This is a genomic window from Bradyrhizobium sp. BR2003 (assembly GCF_009720285.1).
GTDB classification, from domain to species: Bacteria; Pseudomonadota; Alphaproteobacteria; order Rhizobiales; family Xanthobacteraceae; genus Bradyrhizobium; species Bradyrhizobium elkanii.
On record NZ_SMYJ01000011.1, the window covers coordinates 280,790 to 298,681 of the forward strand.

Below are 17,892 nucleotides of genomic sequence, written 5' to 3' on the forward strand. Positions count from 1 at the left end.
CTATGTCGGCGGCCGATGTTCGGAGCCGAAACGCTGCTGTGGAAGCGCGGAGACCGCAGCGAGCTGGTTGATGCTGTCACGCTGGCGATCGAAGGCTCCAAGCAGGTCGCCTTGCAGCAGCCGGCCGCCTGAGAGTTTCATCCGAAGCGGATCGACGTTGCGACCGTTGATCCGCACCTCGTAATAGAGATGCGGTCCGGTCGAGAGCCCGGTCGATCCGACATAGGCGATCGTCTCGCCCTGACGAACGCGGTCGCCGATCTTCAGCCCGGACGGGAAGCTCGCGACGTGGGCGTAGGTCGTCTCGTAGCCGCGGTCGTGCCGCACGCGGATATATTTCCCGTACCCGCGTTCATACCCTTCGGTCTCGACGACGCCAGCGCCCGCGGCCGCGATGGGCGATCCATAGGGCGCCGCATAATCGACGCCCTCATGGAAGCGGCGGTCGCCGAGGATCGGATGAATCCGCCAGCCAAAGCCGTCGCCGAGGCGCCCGCTCACGACCGGCTTGCGTAACAGGAATTTGGTGATGGACTGGCCGGTCTCGTCATAGAAATCGGAGCTGCCGTCGTCCGGCGCCGTGAAGCGATAGTACCGGCGGGTCTGCCCGCCCGCCGTCAAGTCAATGAAGACCAACTCCGGCTGACCGATGTCGTTCGGCGCGTAGATGATCTCAGCCACATCGGCGTCGCGGAGCGGCTCGTCGAGATCGAAATCGCGACCACAGAGCCGCATCAGTTCAGCAACGATCCCCTGATCGACGTGATTGGAGCGCGCAAGCGCGTTAAGTCCGTCACGCAGCGTTTCGCCCGGAACGGAATGCGTACCGATCGACTCACGCGGCGGGCTCTCGCTCCGCGCGGCGATGTCAGGTTGTTCCGGCACGATCGCCTGGTATTGGCCGCCATCGGTGCGACCGACGGCCGACACATTGGAGCCTGCCCGTTCGATCGACACTTTCGCGACATGGCCGCGCGGCGAACCGGAGTCTTCTCCTTGTTCGATGACCGTGATTTTCTCGCCACCCGACAGCGTCTCTCGAGCGCCAGGCGATGGGAAAGCGGCAAGGATCGCCGGCGCGTCCTCCGCGGCCGCCGCCAGCGCCCGCAGAATGGCGGCCAGCGTGTCGCCGCTTCTTGCGATAATGACATGTCGCCGGTGACGCGACGACGAAGGAGACTTCGGAAGGCTGGTGACGTTGACCGCCTCGCCTATCGGAGCCGGCGGATGCGGCACGTCCTCACCGTCAGCATAGGCGCTGGTGCCACCCGGCAGTGGGCGGCGCGATGGACCTGTCCGTATGATGGCTGGCAATTCCGACAGCAGGTCGCGTTGCGAGCCGGGTCGGGCGTCGTCCTTTTCGTCTCCCCGCGCTTCCTGTCGTGGTTCGAGATCGATCTCCGCGAGCCGCGCTGACACGCGGGTAAATCGACGGACCGCGCCGGCATCGCTCAGCTGCTCAATCTTGAGCGCAGCGGAATTGCCCTGCGAGCCGAGCCGCCGGTCGAGACGATCGCCGCGCCGCGCCTCGTCAACCACCTGCCCTGCGAAGCGCGGAAGTGACACGACCGGCGCGGCAGCGAATCGCGCGTGATCGCCAAACGCCCCGCGAAGCGCGCCAGCCAGAAGAGCGACGGCGGCGGATCCGATCAGAATCGTCCCCGCCATCCAGCGGAAACTGACGGCGCGCCGGTCAGGCAATTTGCCTTCGCCGGTCAGCGGCGGTTCGCCAAGCGACGGAACATTGCGGACGACCGACAGATAACCACCCGCTTTCGTCGCTTCGTCACGGCTGGTCATCAACGCCCCTCATCCCCTGGGGCACGGTCTCGAGATGCCGCCACGCCCACGGCAAGCCGTAGATGCCATACGCCTTGGGGCGAATGTTTGACCTTGGTTCAGATTCGGTCGCAATTGATGCCGCTCTGACGACGCCGGCAATCAGCTATCGAGCGTTTTCGACCCGCGGCCGCGGTTCTTCACGATCAGCATGATGTTGCGGATATAGATCAGCGTGGCGAGACCCTGACCGATGATGATGACGGGCTCGCGCTTGGCGAGCCCGTAGATCAGCGTCATCAGGCCGCCGCCCATCGAAAAGAACCAGAACGCCATCGGCACCACGCTCTGGCCGGCGCGTTCGCTGGAGATCCACTGCACGAGGAAGCGCGCGGTGAAGAACAATTGCGCGATCAGGCCGAACGCCAGCCAGAAGTCGAACTTGGCGATGAACACGTCGTAGAGATAGGCACTCAACGCCTGACCGTACTGAATCAGCATCACTTCACCTCGGTCACGCCCGGCACGCCGGCGACATCGGGCACTTCAGCGACCACTTCCGTGACAACCGGCGTCGGCTTCTTGCGGCGGATCAGCCACCACACGCCGGCGAGATCCATGATCCCGATCCAGAGCCGGTCGAAAAATCCATAATTCGACACACCGGAATGGCGCGGCCGGTCGACGACGTCGACATAGGCAATCGTCAACCCCTCGCGGCGGACCAGTGCCGGAAGAAAACGATGCAGGCCGTCGAAATAGGGCATCGCCAGAAACACCTCGCGCGGGAACGCCTTCAGGCCGCATCCGGTGTCGCGGGTGCCGTCGCGCAGGATGATACCGCGCACCGCGTTGGCGATGCGCGATTGCAGCTTCTTGAAGCCGGTGTCTTTGCGCCCGACGCGCTGGCCCGCGGCGAGGCCGACGCGGCCATCGCCGCTCTCGACCGCCGCGATCAGGTCCGGCAAAAAGGCCGGATTGTTCTGCCCGTCACCGTCGAGCGTCGCCACGATCGCGCCGCGCGCGGCGCGCACGCCGCTGCGCACGGCCGCCGACTGGCCCGACGAGACTGCGTGGCGGAGCTGCCGGAGATTGCGCCGCTCGGCCATGACCGCGCTCAGCCGCGCACCGGTGGCATCCGTCGAACCGTCATTGACATAGATGATCTCGTAAGCCCAGCGTCCGTCGAGCGCGGCCGCGATCTCGGCGATCAACGGCGTGATATTGTCCGCCTCGTTGCGCACGGGCACGACGATGGAAACGGCGACCGGCGTCTGGTCGGGAGCAGGCAAATCGGCACTCGTGGTTGGTGTTGTCGGCGATGGAACCAGCCCGATCCGACCGTCGGGCGACCGCTTTTATGGGGCGAAGGCGCTCCTCGCAACCCTTTTGAGACGCCCGTCCGACGGTCCTGACAGTGCCACCACGGTGCCGTCGCGATGAATGGCAAAACCAAGGCGGCGGGCGGCGAACCAGTAGCGCACGACCATTGCGCCGATCACCCCGACCAGCGCGCCGGCCACCACGTCGCTCGGATGATGCGCCAGCAGCACGAGCCGGGTCGCGGCGATGACCAGCGCATAGACCAGCATCGCGAACCGTGCACGCGGCCACACCGCGGACACGGCGAAGGCCAGTGCGAACGCCGTGATCGAATGTCCCGACGGAAAGCTCGAATAGGCCTCGGTGCCGGCGAAATGCTGGAAGTTGAAGGCATTGGCGTTGCCGCCGACAAAGGGCCGCCCGCGGCCGACGATCCACTTGATCAATTCACCGACAACGACCGAGAGCACCACCGACAGAAACAGGTATTGCAGCCTCGTTCCGAGGCCAAGCAAGGTGGCGCGCGGCACGCCGCGCAGCGCAGGCGCCGCCAACGCCACCGCGATCAGCAGCAGGCCAAGCGCGCACAGCACATACTCGTCCTTGCCGAAATCGGTGAGCGTCTTCACCCACCACAGACTCGGCGTGCCGCGCGGCGGCATCAGACTGATCTCGGTGACATCGAATGCATACATCAGCGTGATGATCACGGCGCCGACGATGACGACGAGCAAAAGTCCGTGGCGCGCGGAGCGGCGCGCCGCCTCGGCGCGGCGCGAATGCGACGGCGCCCGCACGAGCTGGGCAAGGGACAGCCAAACCAGCGTCAGCAGTCGTCCGAAATAATTGGCGGATTCCGGGGTGGCTGGCGGTGCCGGCATGTCATTCCGTCCCTTCGGAACGGAAGATCGCGATCGAGACCGGCTTGCCCTGCGAGATGTTGTAGCCCTCGACGCGCACCGGCGCGTTGTAGCGCAGACCGATCGCCTCGGCGCGCTGCACGAAGGCGCGCTCCGAGCGCTGTTCGACCAGCGCGAAACGGCAGGAGCCCTGCCTGAGGAAATCCGCGGCGCCCGATCCGTCGGTGAGCAGCGTAGAGGTATCGGTCATGAAGACGAGGCTCGGCTCGTGGAAGCCGGCGGCTGCCGCCTTCGGGCCGACGCAGGTCACGTTGCGCAAGGCGCGCGCGACCTCCTGGCTCGGAAAAACGGTGGTGAGCCGCGGCAGCACCACGCCATAGGTGCCGGCTGCCATCAGCGCCGCGGCAATCACCGCATTGAGCAGCGAACGCTCGGCGCGGCTGTCCTCGAACAACCACCACGCGATCAGGCCGAACACCATCGCGACGGCGAACAACGGCCAGGCTGGAAACACCGGCTGATGGATCGCCTTGATGGCGCCGACGATCACCAGCACCGCGCCGAATGCGGGGATCGCGAACCACCAGGCGGCGCCCCGCAACAGCCAGGGCGAGCGCGACAGCACGCGCCGCTCCAGCGCGCCGACGGTCAGGATCGCGATCGCCGGATAGAGCGGCAGCACGTAATGCGGCAACTTGGTCAGCACGGCCTCGAACACGATCCAGGACGGGATCAGCCAGGCCAGCAGGAACTGCGCGCCGGGCTCGCGCCGCGCGCGCCAAACCGCAGGCGCCGCCATGCCGGCCAGCGGTGCACCGGGCCAGAACGTGATCCAGAACAGCAGCAGGTAGAGTCCGGGCGGCGCGCCGTGGGATTCCTGGGCACCGAGCTTGCTCAGCATGTCGCCGCCGACCGAGTCGGCAAAGAAGGTGTCACCGGCGCGCAGGAAGATCAGCACGAACCACGGCAGCACCAGCACCAGGGTCCACGTCAGGCCCCAGACCGGACGCATGCGCCAGAACCAGGCGGCCGAGCGATCGAGGATCGCAAGCCCGGCCATGGCAAGGCCGACGAACATCAGGATCAGCGGCCCCTTGAGCAGGATGCCGACCGCCAAAGCCGTCCAGAAGACCGCGGGCGGGCCCCATGACGGGTGTGCGGGGTCCTCGCCGCGCTGCCACGACAGGTAGACCCGCGCCATCGCACCCATCGCCGCGGTGACCGTCAGCAGCAGCATCGCGTCGGTCTTGGCGAGCCGCGCTTCGACCCCGAGCAACACGCAGCTTGCCATCATCAGGGCGGCCAGCACCGCACCCTGCCGTGTCACGAAGGCCAGCGCCGTCCAATAAGTCAGCAAGACGGCACCGATGGCGCCGATCAGGGACGGCAGGCGGTAGACCCAGATGCGGACCTGGGCGCGCGGCACCCCGAGCGCGGAGACGGTCTTCAGCGCAGCCGCCTGCATCCAGTAGATGCCAACCGGTTTCTTGTAACGGACGTCGTCCTGGAAGCGGATGTCGACGAAATCGCCACTCTCGACCATCTGCTTGGTCGCCTGGGCAAAGCGGACCTCGTCACGGTCGATCGGCGGGATGGTGAAGAAGCCCGGCAGGAACAGCACCAGGCAAGTCAGCGTGAGGAACAGGATCGAACGCCATTGGCTGGCCGTTGCGAACTCGAACGCCATGAACAGCCTGCGGCTCGAATGCGCAGGTTTTACAGACTGTTGCCCTGCTCCGAAGCGCCGGGGTTGGAGGCCATCCACCATGGGTTTCGCATACGATGAAACCGCAGCGCAAACAACCGTGCTGTTCCGCTTTCCGACCGTGCCGGTCCGCTTTCCCGCGCGATCATTGCACGCGGATCACAACGGTATCCGCGGCGCCCGTGGCGTCGATCACGGTGAGCCGGGCGAAGCCCGGCCCCGGCGGGTCGATCAGGCGCTGGCGCCGGCTGTCGATGTCCCCGGCTGAGACACCATTCACGAGCACCGTCAGCGGCAGCACCCCGCCGGCAACCTTGACCGGCAGCGCGGCATTGCGGCCGCCCTCGGATTGATCGACGTCGATGCGCGAGCCGTTCAGCGGAAACTGGATGTGCGGAGCCTGGTCGTTGCCGCTACGGACCAGTTCGCCCAGCGGCCGGAAGCGGCGCAGCGGCGGCGGCAATTTCGCGTTGGAGGCGACCAGAACGCCGCGTGGCGGCTTCGGCAATGCCGCCGGGATTTTGCCGGTGCGCGCAAAGGCATCGAACAGGATCGGCGCAGCGGCCGTACGGCCGACCAGACCCGGCACCGGCGCGCCGTCCGGACGGCCGACCCAGACGCCGATCGTGACGCGGCCGTCGAAACCGACCGACCAGGCATCGCGATAGCCGTAGCTGGTGCCGGTCTTGAACGCGATCCGGTTGTGCACGCCGTTCTCCGGCGGCGGCGTGCCGAGCAGGACGTTGCCGACCTGCCAGGCCGCAGCCTGATCCATCAGCCGCATCGTGTCGCGACCGTCATTGGCCTGCATGATCTCGCGCAGCGGCTTGGTGGCGCCGAGCCGCGCCAGGCCGGAATAGAGCTGGGCGAGATCCTGCAACGTGATGCCGACACCGCCGAGACCCATCGCAAGGCCCGGCGCCTCGTCCTTCGGCAGCACGAGACTGGTGCCGGCCTGCTTCAGCCGCGACGACAGCCGGCTGGCACCGACGCGGTCGAGCAGCGCGATCGCCGGCACGTTCAGCGACAATTGCAGCGCCTTGCGGATCGGCACCGTGCCCTGGAACGTCATGTCGAAATTTTCCGGCGCGTAGGTGCCGAAGCGGATCGGCCGATCCTCGATCAGGCTGTCGGGATGGACGAAGCCGTCCTCGAAGGCAAGTCCATAGATGAACGGCTTCAAGGTCGAGCCCGGCGAGCGCACCGCGCGCGTCATGTCGACCTGGCCGGCCCGCCGCTCGTCGAAATAATCCGCCGAGCCGACGCGCGCGAGCACGTCGCCCGTCTCATTGTCGACCACGACGATCGCAACCGAGACGTCAGGCCCCTGCGCGATGGCGCGGTCGCGCGCCAGCGCCTCCAGGTTCCGTTGCAGCGTGGCGTCGAGCGTCAGCCTGATGACGGGCGCACCCTTCATCGTCGCGATCGCCTGATCGGACGAATGCGGCGCCAGGATCGGGATCTGCTTGCGCATCTTCGGCACCGCCGTCGCCGTGGCCTGCGCGGCATCGTCCTTCGACACCACGCCATCCTCGACCATGCGCTCGAGCACGCGGTCGCGCGCGGCGTGGGCCGCGTCCGGGTAACGATCGAGCCGCCGCCGCTCCGGCGATTGCGGCAGCGCCACCAGCAGCGCCGCTTCGGCGAGCGACAGCCGCTTCGGCTCCTTGCCGAAATAGGCGATCGAGGCGGCGCGGATGCCCTCGAGATTGCCGCCGAACGGCGCCAGCGCAAGATAGAGATCGAGGATCTGGTCTTTCGAGAGCTGCCGCTCCAGTTCGACCGCGCGCACCATCTGCCGCAGCTTTGCGTAGACCGAGCGCTGGTGGCGCGGCTCGATCAGCCGCGCCAGCTGCATCGTGATCGTCGAACCGCCCGAGACGATATGGCCGCTCGTGAGCAGTTGGAATGCGGCGCGCGACAGCGCCAGCGGATCGATGCCGTGATGCTCATAGAAGCGCTTGTCCTCATAGGCGAACAAGAGCTTCAGATAGGTGGGATCGACTGATGTCTTCGCGTCGACCGGCAGCCGCCAGCGCCCGTCCGCCATCGCATAGGCGCGCAACAGCTTGCCGTTGCGATCGATCACCGTGGTCGAGACCTGCTGGGCCTTGTCGAGCGGCAACGGCCCGAGCGACACCACCCAGGCGGCCAATGCGCCGGTGATCGCGATGAGCATGACCGCCATTGGTGCAACGAGGCGAAGCGCCAGCCGCCCACTGCGCTTGTCATGCCCGGGCTTGACCCGGGCATCCACATCCTTCGTTCGCGTGAACGCGCCTATGGATGGCCCGGTCATCTGCGCGAAGACGCGCTTCGCGCTTTGGCCCGGCCATGACGAGAAGAGTTTGCGGCGCGCATCCCTGTTCATTTCGCCGGCTTCACCTCAACCGCGCCGGTGCCGCTGCGGCCGTAGCGCGAGGGATTGTACATGTCCTCGACATAGGCCTGCGGCAGCACATATTTGCCCGGCGACACCGCGCGCACGACATAGGCGACCGTGAACACCGATTTGTCGTTGGCGCCCCGGTCGATCGCCGCCGTGAAGCGGTCATCGCGGAACTCGGTGTTCTTCGGCTCGACGCCGTCCTCGATCCACGCGAGCGTGCCGGAATCCCCCGATGACACCAGGTTCGGGTTGTCGATCTCGAGCCCGGCCGGCAGATAGTCGGCCACCATGATGTGCCCAAACTCCGGTTTTGCTTCCGTGACCTTCAGGACAACCGCGAAGCGGTCATTCTGTTTCGCCTTGCTGACATCGGCCGGCTTGCCGTCGAGCGTGAAATAGCTGCGCTCGATCTTGAAGCCGTTGGAGGCCGCCGGCTCCGGCGTGACCGGCGAGCCCGACACCGAGATCACGGCCTGCACCGGTGCGTCTCCGGTATTGGTGATCCTGAGCGGTTGGCCGGTCATCTCCTCGGCCTTGTAGCTGCGATAGACCGCGGTCTTGACCGGCTGGCCGTTGATGTCGAGGGCCAGCGTCTCCTTGGCGAGCGCACGCGCCGCCAGCACCATCCACGCATTTTCCTGCGTCGAGGTGTAGGGCGACAGTCCGCGCGCCGCCTCGACCCGCAGCACGGCCTGCGTCAGCGTGGTGCGCGGTGCATTGCCCTCGCCCGCGAGCGAGACCAGCGCCGCCGCATCGCGCAGCGCCGAGCCGTAGTCGACCCGGCCGAACTCGATCACGGGTTTCGGGTTCAGCGCATCGAGCGCGGCACCATAGACCCGCTCGGCCCTCGCCTTGTCGCCGACCAGCGCCAGCGCCGCGGCAAGCTGCGCCTTGGAGATCGGCGTCGCCAGATTGTTCAGCTTGGTGTCGGCGAGATAGCGCAGATCACCGATCGGCGCCGCGCCGTTGCGCGCGAGCACGTAGAGGCCGTAAGCCAGATCGCGGCCGCCGTCCTTCTCCGGCTCGTTGGCATTGACCACCGAGTTCCTGACGCGATCGAGCGCGTTCTTGAACAGCACGTCCGGCACCGCAAAGCCCTTTTCGCGAGCTCGGGTCAGGAAGTCGGTGACGTAGGCATCGAGCCAGGCGTCATCGCCGCCCGCCGACCACAGGCCAAACGAGCCGTTGGACCCCTGTCGAGCGAGGAGCCGTTCGATCGCGTCACGGATGCGCTGGTCGACCGCGGAGTCCATCGCGAGATGGGCGCCGGCGGCGAGATCATTGACATAGAGCAACGGCAGCGCACGGCTCGTGATCTGCTCGGAGCAGCCATAGGGATAGCGGTCGAGCGCCTTCAGAATGCTCGCGGCATCGAGCGCGGTCGACAGGCTCGCCGAGACCGACACGCTGCCGGTGCCCGGCACGAGATCGGAGAACATGTCCGAGGTCAGTGTCAGGCTCTCGCCCTTCGCCAGCGTGCGGATCGAGCGGCGCGCCAGCACTTGCGTCGCCGGCTTGACGTCGAGCGCATAATGCCGCGCCAGCGTCAGCCCGTCCGGCCCGGAGATGTCGACGTCGAACTCGGCACGTCCGGCGCCGCCGGCCTCGAGGCCCAGCGACAGCGAGGAGCGCTGCTTGGCGGCGAGCTTCACCGTCGTGGCCGAATTGCCCGAAGCCTTGATCGGGCCGCTTGCCTTGACGCTGATGGCATAGTTGCCGGCTGCACCTTCGACATTGTCGATATCCATGCTGATGGTGCCCTTGTCACCGGTCAGCAGGAAGCGCGGCAATGTCGCGGTCACCACCACGGGATCGCGCACGATCACGTCGACATTGGCGCAGCCAACCTTGGTTGCGCTCCACGCCACCGCCATCACCCGCGCGGTGCCGGCAAATTCCGGGATGTCGAAGCTCACCTCGGCAGTCCCGTCAGGCCCGACCGTAACGATGCCGGAATAGAGCGCGAGCGGCTTCTGCGTTGGCGGCGAGCCCTGCAGTTCGGCGCCGGCGGAGTCGCCGCCGCTGCGGATCTGGCCGCGGGCGCCCTGCATGCCGTCGATCAGCTGGCCGTAGAGGTCGCGGATCTCGGCGGTCAGGCGGCGCTGGCCGAGATAGTAGTCGTCCGGCGCCGGCGGCTTGTAATTGGTCAAATTGAGGATGCCGACATCGACCGCTGCGAGCACCACCTTGGCGTCCTCGCCGGGATTGAGCCCGCCGAGCTTGACCGGGATCTTCAATGTCGAGCCCGGCCGCACCAAGGCGGGCGGCGTCAGCTCGACGGCAAGCGTGCGCGCCTTCTTGTCGATGCCGAACCATTTCAGCCCGATCGCGCGGCCGGGCATGCGCCCGGCGGCGACATCGAGCGGGCGGCGCAGCGTCGTCATGACATAGGCGCCGGTGCCCCAGTCCTTGCCGACGGGGAGCCTGACCTGCTGGGTGCCCTCCGTGACGTCGACGCTTTGGGTGGTCAGCAGGCGATCGCCAAGCACATAGACCGTCAGCTTGCCGGCGGTGCGCGCATTGACCGACACGGTCATCGTGTCGCCCGAGGCATATTCCGGCTTGTCGATCGAGGTTTCCAACAGATCGGGTGTGTCGGCGCTGCCGTCGGAATACCAGCCGACGTCGAACTGCACCGAGGTGACGGGGCCGTCGGCGTCGGTCGATTTCACGTCGAGCCGGTAGCGGCCGGGCTGAGGCTGGAAGGTCAGGCGCATCGGCTTGTCGGCGGCAAGATTGACGTCGCCATCGGCAACGCGGCGGGTCGACTTGACCGGCTCGTACTGCCAGGACGAATTCTGCCGGTACCACTGGTAACGCGACTCCAGCTTCAACAGCTCGTAGCGCAGCCCGTTGCGCGGCAGCTGCCTGCCGTCGGGCGCGACGAACACGACATCGAACTCGGCCTTGTCGCCCTCGGCCACGCTCTTGTCGCCGAACAGCGGCTTGACGCCGATCAGCGAGGCCGCCGGGGCCACCGGCAGCACGATCTTGCGCTCCACCGAACGTCCGCCGGTCTCCGCCATGCGGATGTAGATCTGGGCCTCCTGCGGCCGGGTCGAGGTCGGCACCTTCTCGAGCTTCACCGGGAACGTCGCCGCGCCGTTGGCATCGGCCTCCGGCAGGTCCTCGATCGGGGTCCGCTCGTTGCTCGCGGTCTGCTCGTCGTCGACGCCGAACTGATAGCCGGCATACCCTGGCCGGCCGTTCGCCGCGGGCGCCACCAGCATGTCGCCCTCGAGCTGCAGGCCCGAGGCCGGCGCGCCGTAGAGGAAGTGACCGGAGACCTGAAGTTCCACTGGAACTTCAGCTTTGATCACCTTCTCCTTGCTGGTCAAATCGAATTCGACCCGTTCGGGGATGTAATCCTCGACCATGAAGGTGGTCTCGCCGACCGACGAGCCCTTCGGATCGGTAAAGACACGGGCGCGCCAGGTGCCGGTCGGCACCGCCGAATTGAGCGCCACCGCCAGCATCCGGCCGCCGGCGCCCTGGTCGGGCAGCACGGCGCGGCGGAATTCGACGCCGTCGGGGCGCTCGATCACCATGGTCAGCGGCGTCCCGGTCAGGGCGTTGCCCTGCCCGTCGCGCAACAGCGCGGTCAGATAGACGGTCTCGTTGGAGCGGTAGACGCCACGCTCGGCGTAGACGAAGGCGTCCGCGCCGGCCGGGATCGCCCGGCCCGCGACGCCGCGGTCGGTGAGGTCGAACGCATTGGTCTTCAGGCTCAGGAAGGCGTAGTCGGCCTTCTCGCCCATGACCGTCAGCAGCGCCGGCGACAACCCGCCCTCGCCGCGGGCGAGGCCTTGCTCGAACAGCACATGGCCGGCGGCATCGGTCTTGCGGGTGGCCAGGATCTCGTTGTTGCGGGCGACCAGCTTCACGTCGGCGTTGGCGACCGGCTCAGTCGAAGCCAGCGAGTTGACGAAGACGTGAATACCATCATTGCCGGAGAAGGCGGACAGGCCCATGTCCGAAACGATGAACCATTGCGTCGCCAACGTGCCGTCGTCGTCGGTGCCCGGCCCCTTGGCCGCGGCGGTCATGACATAGACACCGGGCTGCAGGTCGCCGAGCGCCTGGTCGACCGGAAACGCCGTGACGACGTCCTGGTTCAGCGTGGTCGCTGTCGCAAGCTCGCCGGACCACACCTTGACGCCGCGCTGGTCGCCGAGATCGGAGAGCTGGTAGCGGCTCAACGTGCTCTGGAAGTCGCTGTCGATCACCGTGTTGATCAGGTTGCGGTCGCCGATCCGGAAGACGTCGACCTTGACCGCCGGCGTGTTGACGCTGACCACCGGGATACCGCGCTGTCCGGTCCGCGGCAGCACATAGGCCCGCCCGGTGAACCGCACGAACGGCTTGCGGTCGCGGACATAGATGTTGAATTCGGCCGATTTCGGCAGGGTCTCCTTGACGGTCGAAGGCAGGCCGGCGCGCAGATTGATGTTGTAACGCTCGCCATGCTTCAGCCCGTCGACGCAGAGCTGCTGGCCTTCCGCCGACAAGGCCGGCTTGTCGGTACCGGCGAGCGCGAGATACGGCGCGAAGTCGACGCGCTTGGCGAGCTCCTCGGAGAACTGGAAGCAGGCCCGCGGCGAGGCCGCGTCGGAATCGACGGTATAATCGAGCAGCCGGAAGCCGTGCTCGTCGCGCATCCTCTCGTATTGGCCGCGGACATCGGCGACCTCGCGCAAGTCGAGCGACAGCCGCAAGCTGTCCAGCGCCGGGCGCCACAGCTTGCGCTCGGCAAGCGCTTTGCCGAGCACGGCCAGCGCGTCCGCCTCCTCGCCCGCATTGCCGGCGCGCTGATAGGCGATGTAGGCGGCCGTGGAGGCGCGCTCCATCAGGAACGTCTGTTCGCTCGAGCTGGCCGACCGGATCTGGAAGATCGTCCTGGCGAGGCGCAGCCAGTTGGCGCCGTCCTCCGGCGTGGTCGCCGCGATCTGGCCGAGGATCTGCAGCCCGCCGCGGAAATCATTGCGCTTGAAGGCGGCGTCGGCGTCGGTGCGCAGGGTCGCGGGCGATTTGTTGACCGCGCCGGCCTCGCTCTTGATCTGGGCTTCCAGCTTGATCGCGGAATCGGCGAGATCGTCGCGCTTGAAGGCCTTGTCCGCGGCCTGGGCGCTCACCAGGGCGAGCGCCAGCGTGGCGCATATCGTGGCGGCACGAACCAATCCGATCATGATGGAGCTCCTGAACGCCCCGCGGTCGAACGCTGCGTTGGGGCCAAAAGTGCGCGAAAAGGTGACGGAGTGAAGGCGTGGACATGAACGGACGAAAACGTCGCGGATCGCATTGCCGACATTCCTTTGACCAGCCCCCGGCGGCAGCGTCGTGCGGCCCGGCGGGTTGGTCAGGCCAACGCAGGGCGGGTCCCTGCTCGCCTTTGTCGCTCGACCACAAAAATCGGTTCGGACGGACTTGGCGGAAAGGCGGATTTTTCATATTGGCGGTGCTACAAGGCCGCCACGGTCCCGTAGCTCAACTGGATAGAGTAGCGGATTTCTACTCCGCGGGTTGCAGGTTCGAATCCTGCCGGGATCGCCAGATTTCAGAGGCGAAAACTCCTTGGATTTCAAAGGCCTTTAGCTGGTTTGCGGGGCAAAGCTAGTTCACGCTTTGTGTAGAACAGATGCCGATCAATGCAGCTGTTTGACGCCAAATGTTGCACCAAATCCCCGAACCAATTCCGCAGCGAAACGATAGTTTGATATTGAACGACACGATGACAAAAAGGCTCATTTACTGAGGAGCTTGAAAAAACCTTTCGAGAAGGAGTGAAGCGGCTCGGAACGGCGCTCGAGTTTGGCGCGCAGGACCGCGCCCTCCCAGCCGATCCAGAAGAATTCGGCAAGCCAATCGCAATCGTGGCTGGAAGAGATCGCACCCATGGTTTGAGCAGACCTCAAGCACTTGGCCGTGCGCTGCTGCCAGTCGATGAACACAGCGAATAGTTGCTGACGAAAAGATTGCGGAAGTGCGCCCATCTCCTGGCCAAGATTGCCGACCAAACAGCCGCGCGTATAACGGAAGCGCTTCATGGCAGACGCAGCATCGTCGGTAAAACCCCTCAGCCTCTCCAGCGGGGGGTGTTGCTCGTTCAGGAAGAAGCTGTCGAGCTTCCGCGAAAAATAGGAAGCGTAGCTGTCGATCAGTTCCGCTCCAAATGCTTCCTTGCTCGGAAAGTAGTGGTAGAACGACCCCTTCGGCACGTCGACGCTACGCAAGACCTCCTCGATTCCCGTCGCGGAATAGCCCTTCTCCGTCAGCATGACGACACCTGCACGGACAAGCGCGTCACGGGTCGCGCTATAGCCGGCAAATTCTTTAGGCGGTCGCCCGCGACGGCGGAGAGGCAGCGTCTTGCTCATGCAGATTATAATAGACCGATCGTCTAGGGGAGCAAGCAGCAGGTGACGGCGCCGGCTTGGATTGACCTGCTCCCCTGAAACGTCCGGCCTTGAGTTACGTCGAGATAGCGCACCTGACCCGGTCGTCCCTCAGCGTGGCGCGTCATTCGCTGGGGCGGGTGCGAACAGTTTGCTCGACGCGGCTTCCTGAACGATCACCGCGGCATCTTCCGGCAGCATGAGGCCGCGCGTCACGAGGTCCTGCGCGGCGATGCGGATCCGGTTCACGTAATCGTCGCGGGTGCGATAGCGCTCCTCGATCGACGGACGGGTGTCGGGCGTGCGTTCCCGTTCCGCTTTCGTCGCAGCGAAGGGCGAGAAGGATCCAACCAGCATGCAGGTGAATGTCTGCGGCTGGTTCTGTCCGCCATTGGTGCCGGTCGGCACCGCGATGTCAGGCAGCCGGACGCCGCCGAGCGCGTTGCCGTCCTGATCGCGCTTCGGCACCTGGATCACGGCAGCGGAAAGCGCGGTCGGTGCGCGCAGCGCGGGCGGATCGCCGCTCGCGGCATCGAGCGGCATCAGTTCGCTGGCGGGCGGCTCGGCGTTGCGGCTCACCCAGTCATCGAGATGCAGCAACAAGGCCCGCGACAAGGGAGCCCAATCGAGACGGCCGGGCGATTGCGTGCACGTGGGCGCCTTTGGAACCACCACATGCGAGCCGCCGGCCACATCGTACATACGCACATTGGCGGGGAGCGGCTGGTCCGCGGTACCGGACGCGCCGGTGCGGCCGAGCGAAGCGCGCAGCGAGTAGTAATCCGTGGTCGAGTTGACCAGCATCATCTTCGGCGGCACCTCGCCGCGCGCCGCGATCTTGGCGGTGATCTCGCCGATCGTGAGCGGCCCGTCATTCACGCCGGGAAAGTCCGGGTTGGCGAAGGTGGGAGCCTCGTCGCCGCTCGATTTCGGCCCAAGGCCGGTCTGCAGGATCGGAAGAAGACCGGCAGCCGAGACGAACACATGCATGCCGTCGAATACGCGCCGGTTGCCCACCATGTTGAAGCCGTTCAAGAGAAAGGTCTTCAGGAAGCGTCCGTCCTGGGATTTGCCGCTCGCGAGCACGCGGCTGATAGCGCCGTTGAGCGGGTTCGGCGTTCCTCCGGCGTCAGTGGCTGCGTGCGCGAGGAAATCCGCCGCATCGCGCACGATCGCAAAGCCTACCCCCTCGACGTAGCGCGTCTTGCCATCGCTGTCGGCGAACGAAGGTAGCTCCGCGCCCTGTCCGAGCTCCCAATGCACCTCGGCGATCGCAAAACCGTGGTCCTGGAGAAAGCCGGTGCCCTGCTCCAGCGTGCCGGAGAGAAACGGCGCGTCGCGCGGCGAGTTGTAGAGCGCCTCGGCGTAGACGCGACCGCGGTTGGGCACATCCACCAGCAATGCGCCGTTGCCGGCGCGCAGAGCCGCCGGCATCATGAGAATGATTTTTGCCGCGTAGTCGACGCGCCCGCGTTCATTGCGCGCCGCCTTGTCGATGCCCGGAATGGCCTCTTGCGGCGCCAGGTCGCCATGGATCATGCCCTGCCAGATCACATAGTCGCCGGTGCGAAACGTGCCGTACGGCTGCTTCGAGGTGAATTCGATTTTGGTGACTTCCGCGGACGCAGATCGCGTCACAGCGATGAGGCTGAGCAGGCAGAGCAGAAACGACACGATGGGCCTGTTCAGGTGAAACATTTGGAATCCTTCCGGCTTGATCGCCATGACGTTTTTGGTGTCACCGTTGTCCAGATATCGTCACAGGGGGAGACATCGTGGAAACGGACATAATGGACCGGCAATTTCTCACCGGTCCATCGCCTGTCGCGAAGACCTTCTCACTCCATCCAATAGTCGATGTCGGTCTGATTGGCATTGACGCCGGCCTTCGGCTCGGACGGCCCATGGCTGCTAATGATGCCACGAATCCTGGCGAGGCTACCTGTGCCTCCCGTAATGACGCCTGATGTCATGTTTGTAAGCTTCCCGTCTCCACTGCTTTGGGCGACGAGAGATGTCCTGACAAAAAACTTGTCGCCATTCTCCAGTATCCAGACGTTGTAGATGAGGGCCGGACCATTGTTATCGATGTAGTCCGACATCCCGCGCGTCCACTGCTCCTTCAACTTCGACCCGTTGATGAGGGGGGCATCGTTCCCATAGGTCCGCTGAATTTCGAAGAGCCGAGCTTGATGTCCCGGAATATCGCCAACATCGATGATATGTTGTTGGGTGTATATCGTCTGAGTTGCCGGGGTATCATAGCTGACATGGTGCTTCTGCTGGGCCATGGCCACCGGAGCGGTCAGGCCCATTGCGAGAGCGATCGTCATTCCAAGCGCGATCTTGCGAACCATACGTGACCTCTCATGTTGGAAACCAGCCAACCGCGAAGGAGTCGGCGGACGTTGCTTGTTGAAGATGTCTCGATCAATCCGTCAGCGCTCGGCAGCGACCGAACTCCGCCAAGCCGATATCACTGCATTTTATCGAGACCCATCAAATTAGACCGATCGTCTAGTACTTGGCTGCGAGCGATTTCGCGAATCACTCTTTATTGACGACGCTTTGTCGGGACACGTTTCCTGCCGCGAAGGCGGCGTCTCGATGCCCGACGTCAACGACGAAGGCGAGTGCCACGCGCGGATCAGGTCTTAGGACGTCTACGGCACCTGACCTGCGGACGCGCGAGCTGCAGCTAGAGCGACGCGCGCCGCGAGTGTGACCGGGCATGGGCAGCGCGCCAGGCGCGGCAGCTCAATACCGATTGCGAGGAGGAGATCGCATGGCGGCACGGCGCCCGATCCCCGGAAAAATCACCGGCCCGCACGGACGATGCGCGCTAACGATTTGAGCTGTCGCGACAATCGCCGCGGCGCCCGATTTGTTTCTACTCCGAGGGTTGCAGGTTCGAATCCTGCCGGGATCGCCACCCTCCTCCCCCTCAATGAAACCATTTTGTGTGAGCCGCGAAGCCGGCCGGAAACAAACCCGGCGTAGTGTCCCGACATTGGACCAAGGGGATTCGGTCATGTGGGATTTCATCAACGAGTTGTATCGGGATTTCTGCCTGGCTCGCCTGCAGGAGATGCGGAAGCTCGAGCATCATATCTGATCGGGCGGAGCATCGTTGGCGATCGGCCGTCCTCGCCGCACGGATCACCCCGACAATCGGACCTGTGCCAGCGCACAAGTCGCCAATACCAGTCCATCACGGGACGCCAGTCCCGTATGACTACGGGGGCGCTCGAACCTTGGCGCCGGTCTTGCAGACACAAACATTACTGGGATTGCGGACTCAGATTGGAACAGGGCGCCGCCGGGACAACGCATTTCGAGCCCGGCGGCGTAGTTTCGCTCGCGAACGTCGACCGTCGGCAGCAATCAAATCAATCTCTAAGGCTCTCTTAACCACAACCGAAGCCCGCACGCGCGGTCATTGGG

General features: G+C 65.4%; 10 protein-coding genes and 1 tRNA gene. 1 reads left to right on the plus strand and 10 read right to left on the minus strand.

Going from position 1 to position 17,892, the window contains the following annotated elements; all coding sequences use genetic code 11:
• The 7 genes from E2I15_RS07635 to E2I15_RS07665 all read right to left on the minus strand — a co-directional run bounded on the left by E2I15_RS07635 (position 1) and on the right by E2I15_RS07665 (position 13,242).
• A complete protein-coding gene (locus E2I15_RS07635) occupies positions 1-1,800 on the minus strand; it encodes a M23 family metallopeptidase (protein WP_137481971.1) in 1,800 nt (599 codons plus the stop codon).
• A gap of 141 nt (positions 1,801-1,941) precedes the next feature.
• Positions 1,942-2,280: a lipid-A-disaccharide synthase N-terminal domain-containing protein gene (locus tag E2I15_RS07640; protein WP_016845896.1), complete on the minus strand. Its 339-nt coding sequence runs from the start codon at positions 2,278-2,280 to the stop codon at positions 1,942-1,944.
• Entirely contained in the window at positions 2,280-3,071 is a 792-nt protein-coding gene (locus E2I15_RS07645) for a glycosyltransferase family 2 protein (protein WP_137481974.1), read from the minus strand. The genes E2I15_RS07640 and E2I15_RS07645 overlap by 1 nt, the downstream gene beginning before the upstream one ends.
• 66 nt (positions 3,072-3,137) lie before the next feature.
• Positions 3,138-3,983: a phosphatase PAP2 family protein gene (locus tag E2I15_RS07650; protein WP_137481976.1), complete on the minus strand. Its 846-nt coding sequence runs from the start codon at positions 3,981-3,983 to the stop codon at positions 3,138-3,140.
• A gap of 1 nt (position 3,984) precedes the next feature.
• A complete protein-coding gene (locus E2I15_RS07655; RefSeq protein ID WP_422109872.1) occupies positions 3,985-5,730 on the minus strand; it encodes an ArnT family glycosyltransferase in 1,746 nt (581 codons plus the stop codon).
• Between the two features lie 82 nt (positions 5,731-5,812).
• Positions 5,813-7,924 carry a penicillin-binding protein 1C gene (gene pbpC / locus E2I15_RS07660; protein WP_137481981.1) on the minus strand — a complete coding sequence of 704 codons (2,112 nt, stop codon included), beginning with the start codon at positions 7,922-7,924 and terminating at the stop codon, positions 5,813-5,815.
• A 110-nt stretch (positions 7,925-8,034) separates the two neighbouring features.
• Positions 8,035-13,242: an alpha-2-macroglobulin family protein gene (locus E2I15_RS07665; protein WP_137481983.1), complete on the minus strand. Its 5,208-nt coding sequence runs from the start codon at positions 13,240-13,242 to the stop codon at positions 8,035-8,037.
• 287 nt (positions 13,243-13,529) lie between these two features.
• Here E2I15_RS07665 and E2I15_RS07670 point away from each other — a divergent pair.
• Positions 13,530-13,606: transfer RNA gene (locus tag E2I15_RS07670), tRNA-Arg, on the plus strand.
• A 191-nt stretch (positions 13,607-13,797) separates the two neighbouring features.
• Here E2I15_RS07670 and acuR read toward each other — a convergent pair.
• From acuR to E2I15_RS07685, 3 genes are all read right to left on the minus strand, one after another.
• Positions 13,798-14,430, minus strand: coding sequence for an acrylate utilization transcriptional regulator AcuR (acuR, locus tag E2I15_RS07675; RefSeq protein ID WP_137481985.1), 633 nt, complete (start codon positions 14,428-14,430; stop codon positions 13,798-13,800).
• A 129-nt stretch (positions 14,431-14,559) separates the two neighbouring features.
• A complete protein-coding gene (locus E2I15_RS07680) occupies positions 14,560-16,146 on the minus strand; it encodes an alpha/beta hydrolase domain-containing protein (RefSeq protein ID WP_137481987.1) in 1,587 nt (528 codons plus the stop codon).
• A 140-nt stretch (positions 16,147-16,286) separates the two neighbouring features.
• On the minus strand, positions 16,287-16,805 hold the full coding sequence (locus E2I15_RS07685; RefSeq protein ID WP_137481989.1) for a hypothetical protein: 519 nt from the start codon (positions 16,803-16,805) through the stop codon (positions 16,287-16,289).
• Positions 16,806-17,892 lie beyond the last annotated feature (1,087 nt).

Excerpts from the sequence above, each read along its gene's own strand:
- E2I15_RS07635 (WP_137481971.1), bottom strand. The coding sequence starts at position 1,800 with ATGACCAGCCGTGACGAAGCGACGAAAGCGGGTGGTTATCTGTCGGTC.
- E2I15_RS07640 (WP_016845896.1), bottom strand. The coding sequence starts at position 2,280 with ATGCTGATTCAGTACGGTCAGGCGTTGAGTGCCTATCTCTACGACGTG.
- E2I15_RS07650 (WP_137481976.1), bottom strand. The coding sequence starts at position 3,983 with ATGCCGGCACCGCCAGCCACCCCGGAATCCGCCAATTATTTCGGACGA.
- E2I15_RS07655 (WP_422109872.1), bottom strand. The coding sequence starts at position 5,730 with ATGGTGGATGGCCTCCAACCCCGGCGCTTCGGAGCAGGGCAACAGTCT.
- E2I15_RS07665 (WP_137481983.1), bottom strand. The coding sequence starts at position 13,242 with ATGATCGGATTGGTTCGTGCCGCCACGATATGCGCCACGCTGGCGCTC.
- acuR (WP_137481985.1), bottom strand. The coding sequence starts at position 14,430 with ATGAGCAAGACGCTGCCTCTCCGCCGTCGCGGGCGACCGCCTAAAGAA.
- E2I15_RS07680 (WP_137481987.1), bottom strand. The coding sequence starts at position 16,146 with ATGTTTCACCTGAACAGGCCCATCGTGTCGTTTCTGCTCTGCCTGCTC.
- E2I15_RS07685 (WP_137481989.1), bottom strand. The coding sequence starts at position 16,805 with ATGGTTCGCAAGATCGCGCTTGGAATGACGATCGCTCTCGCAATGGGC.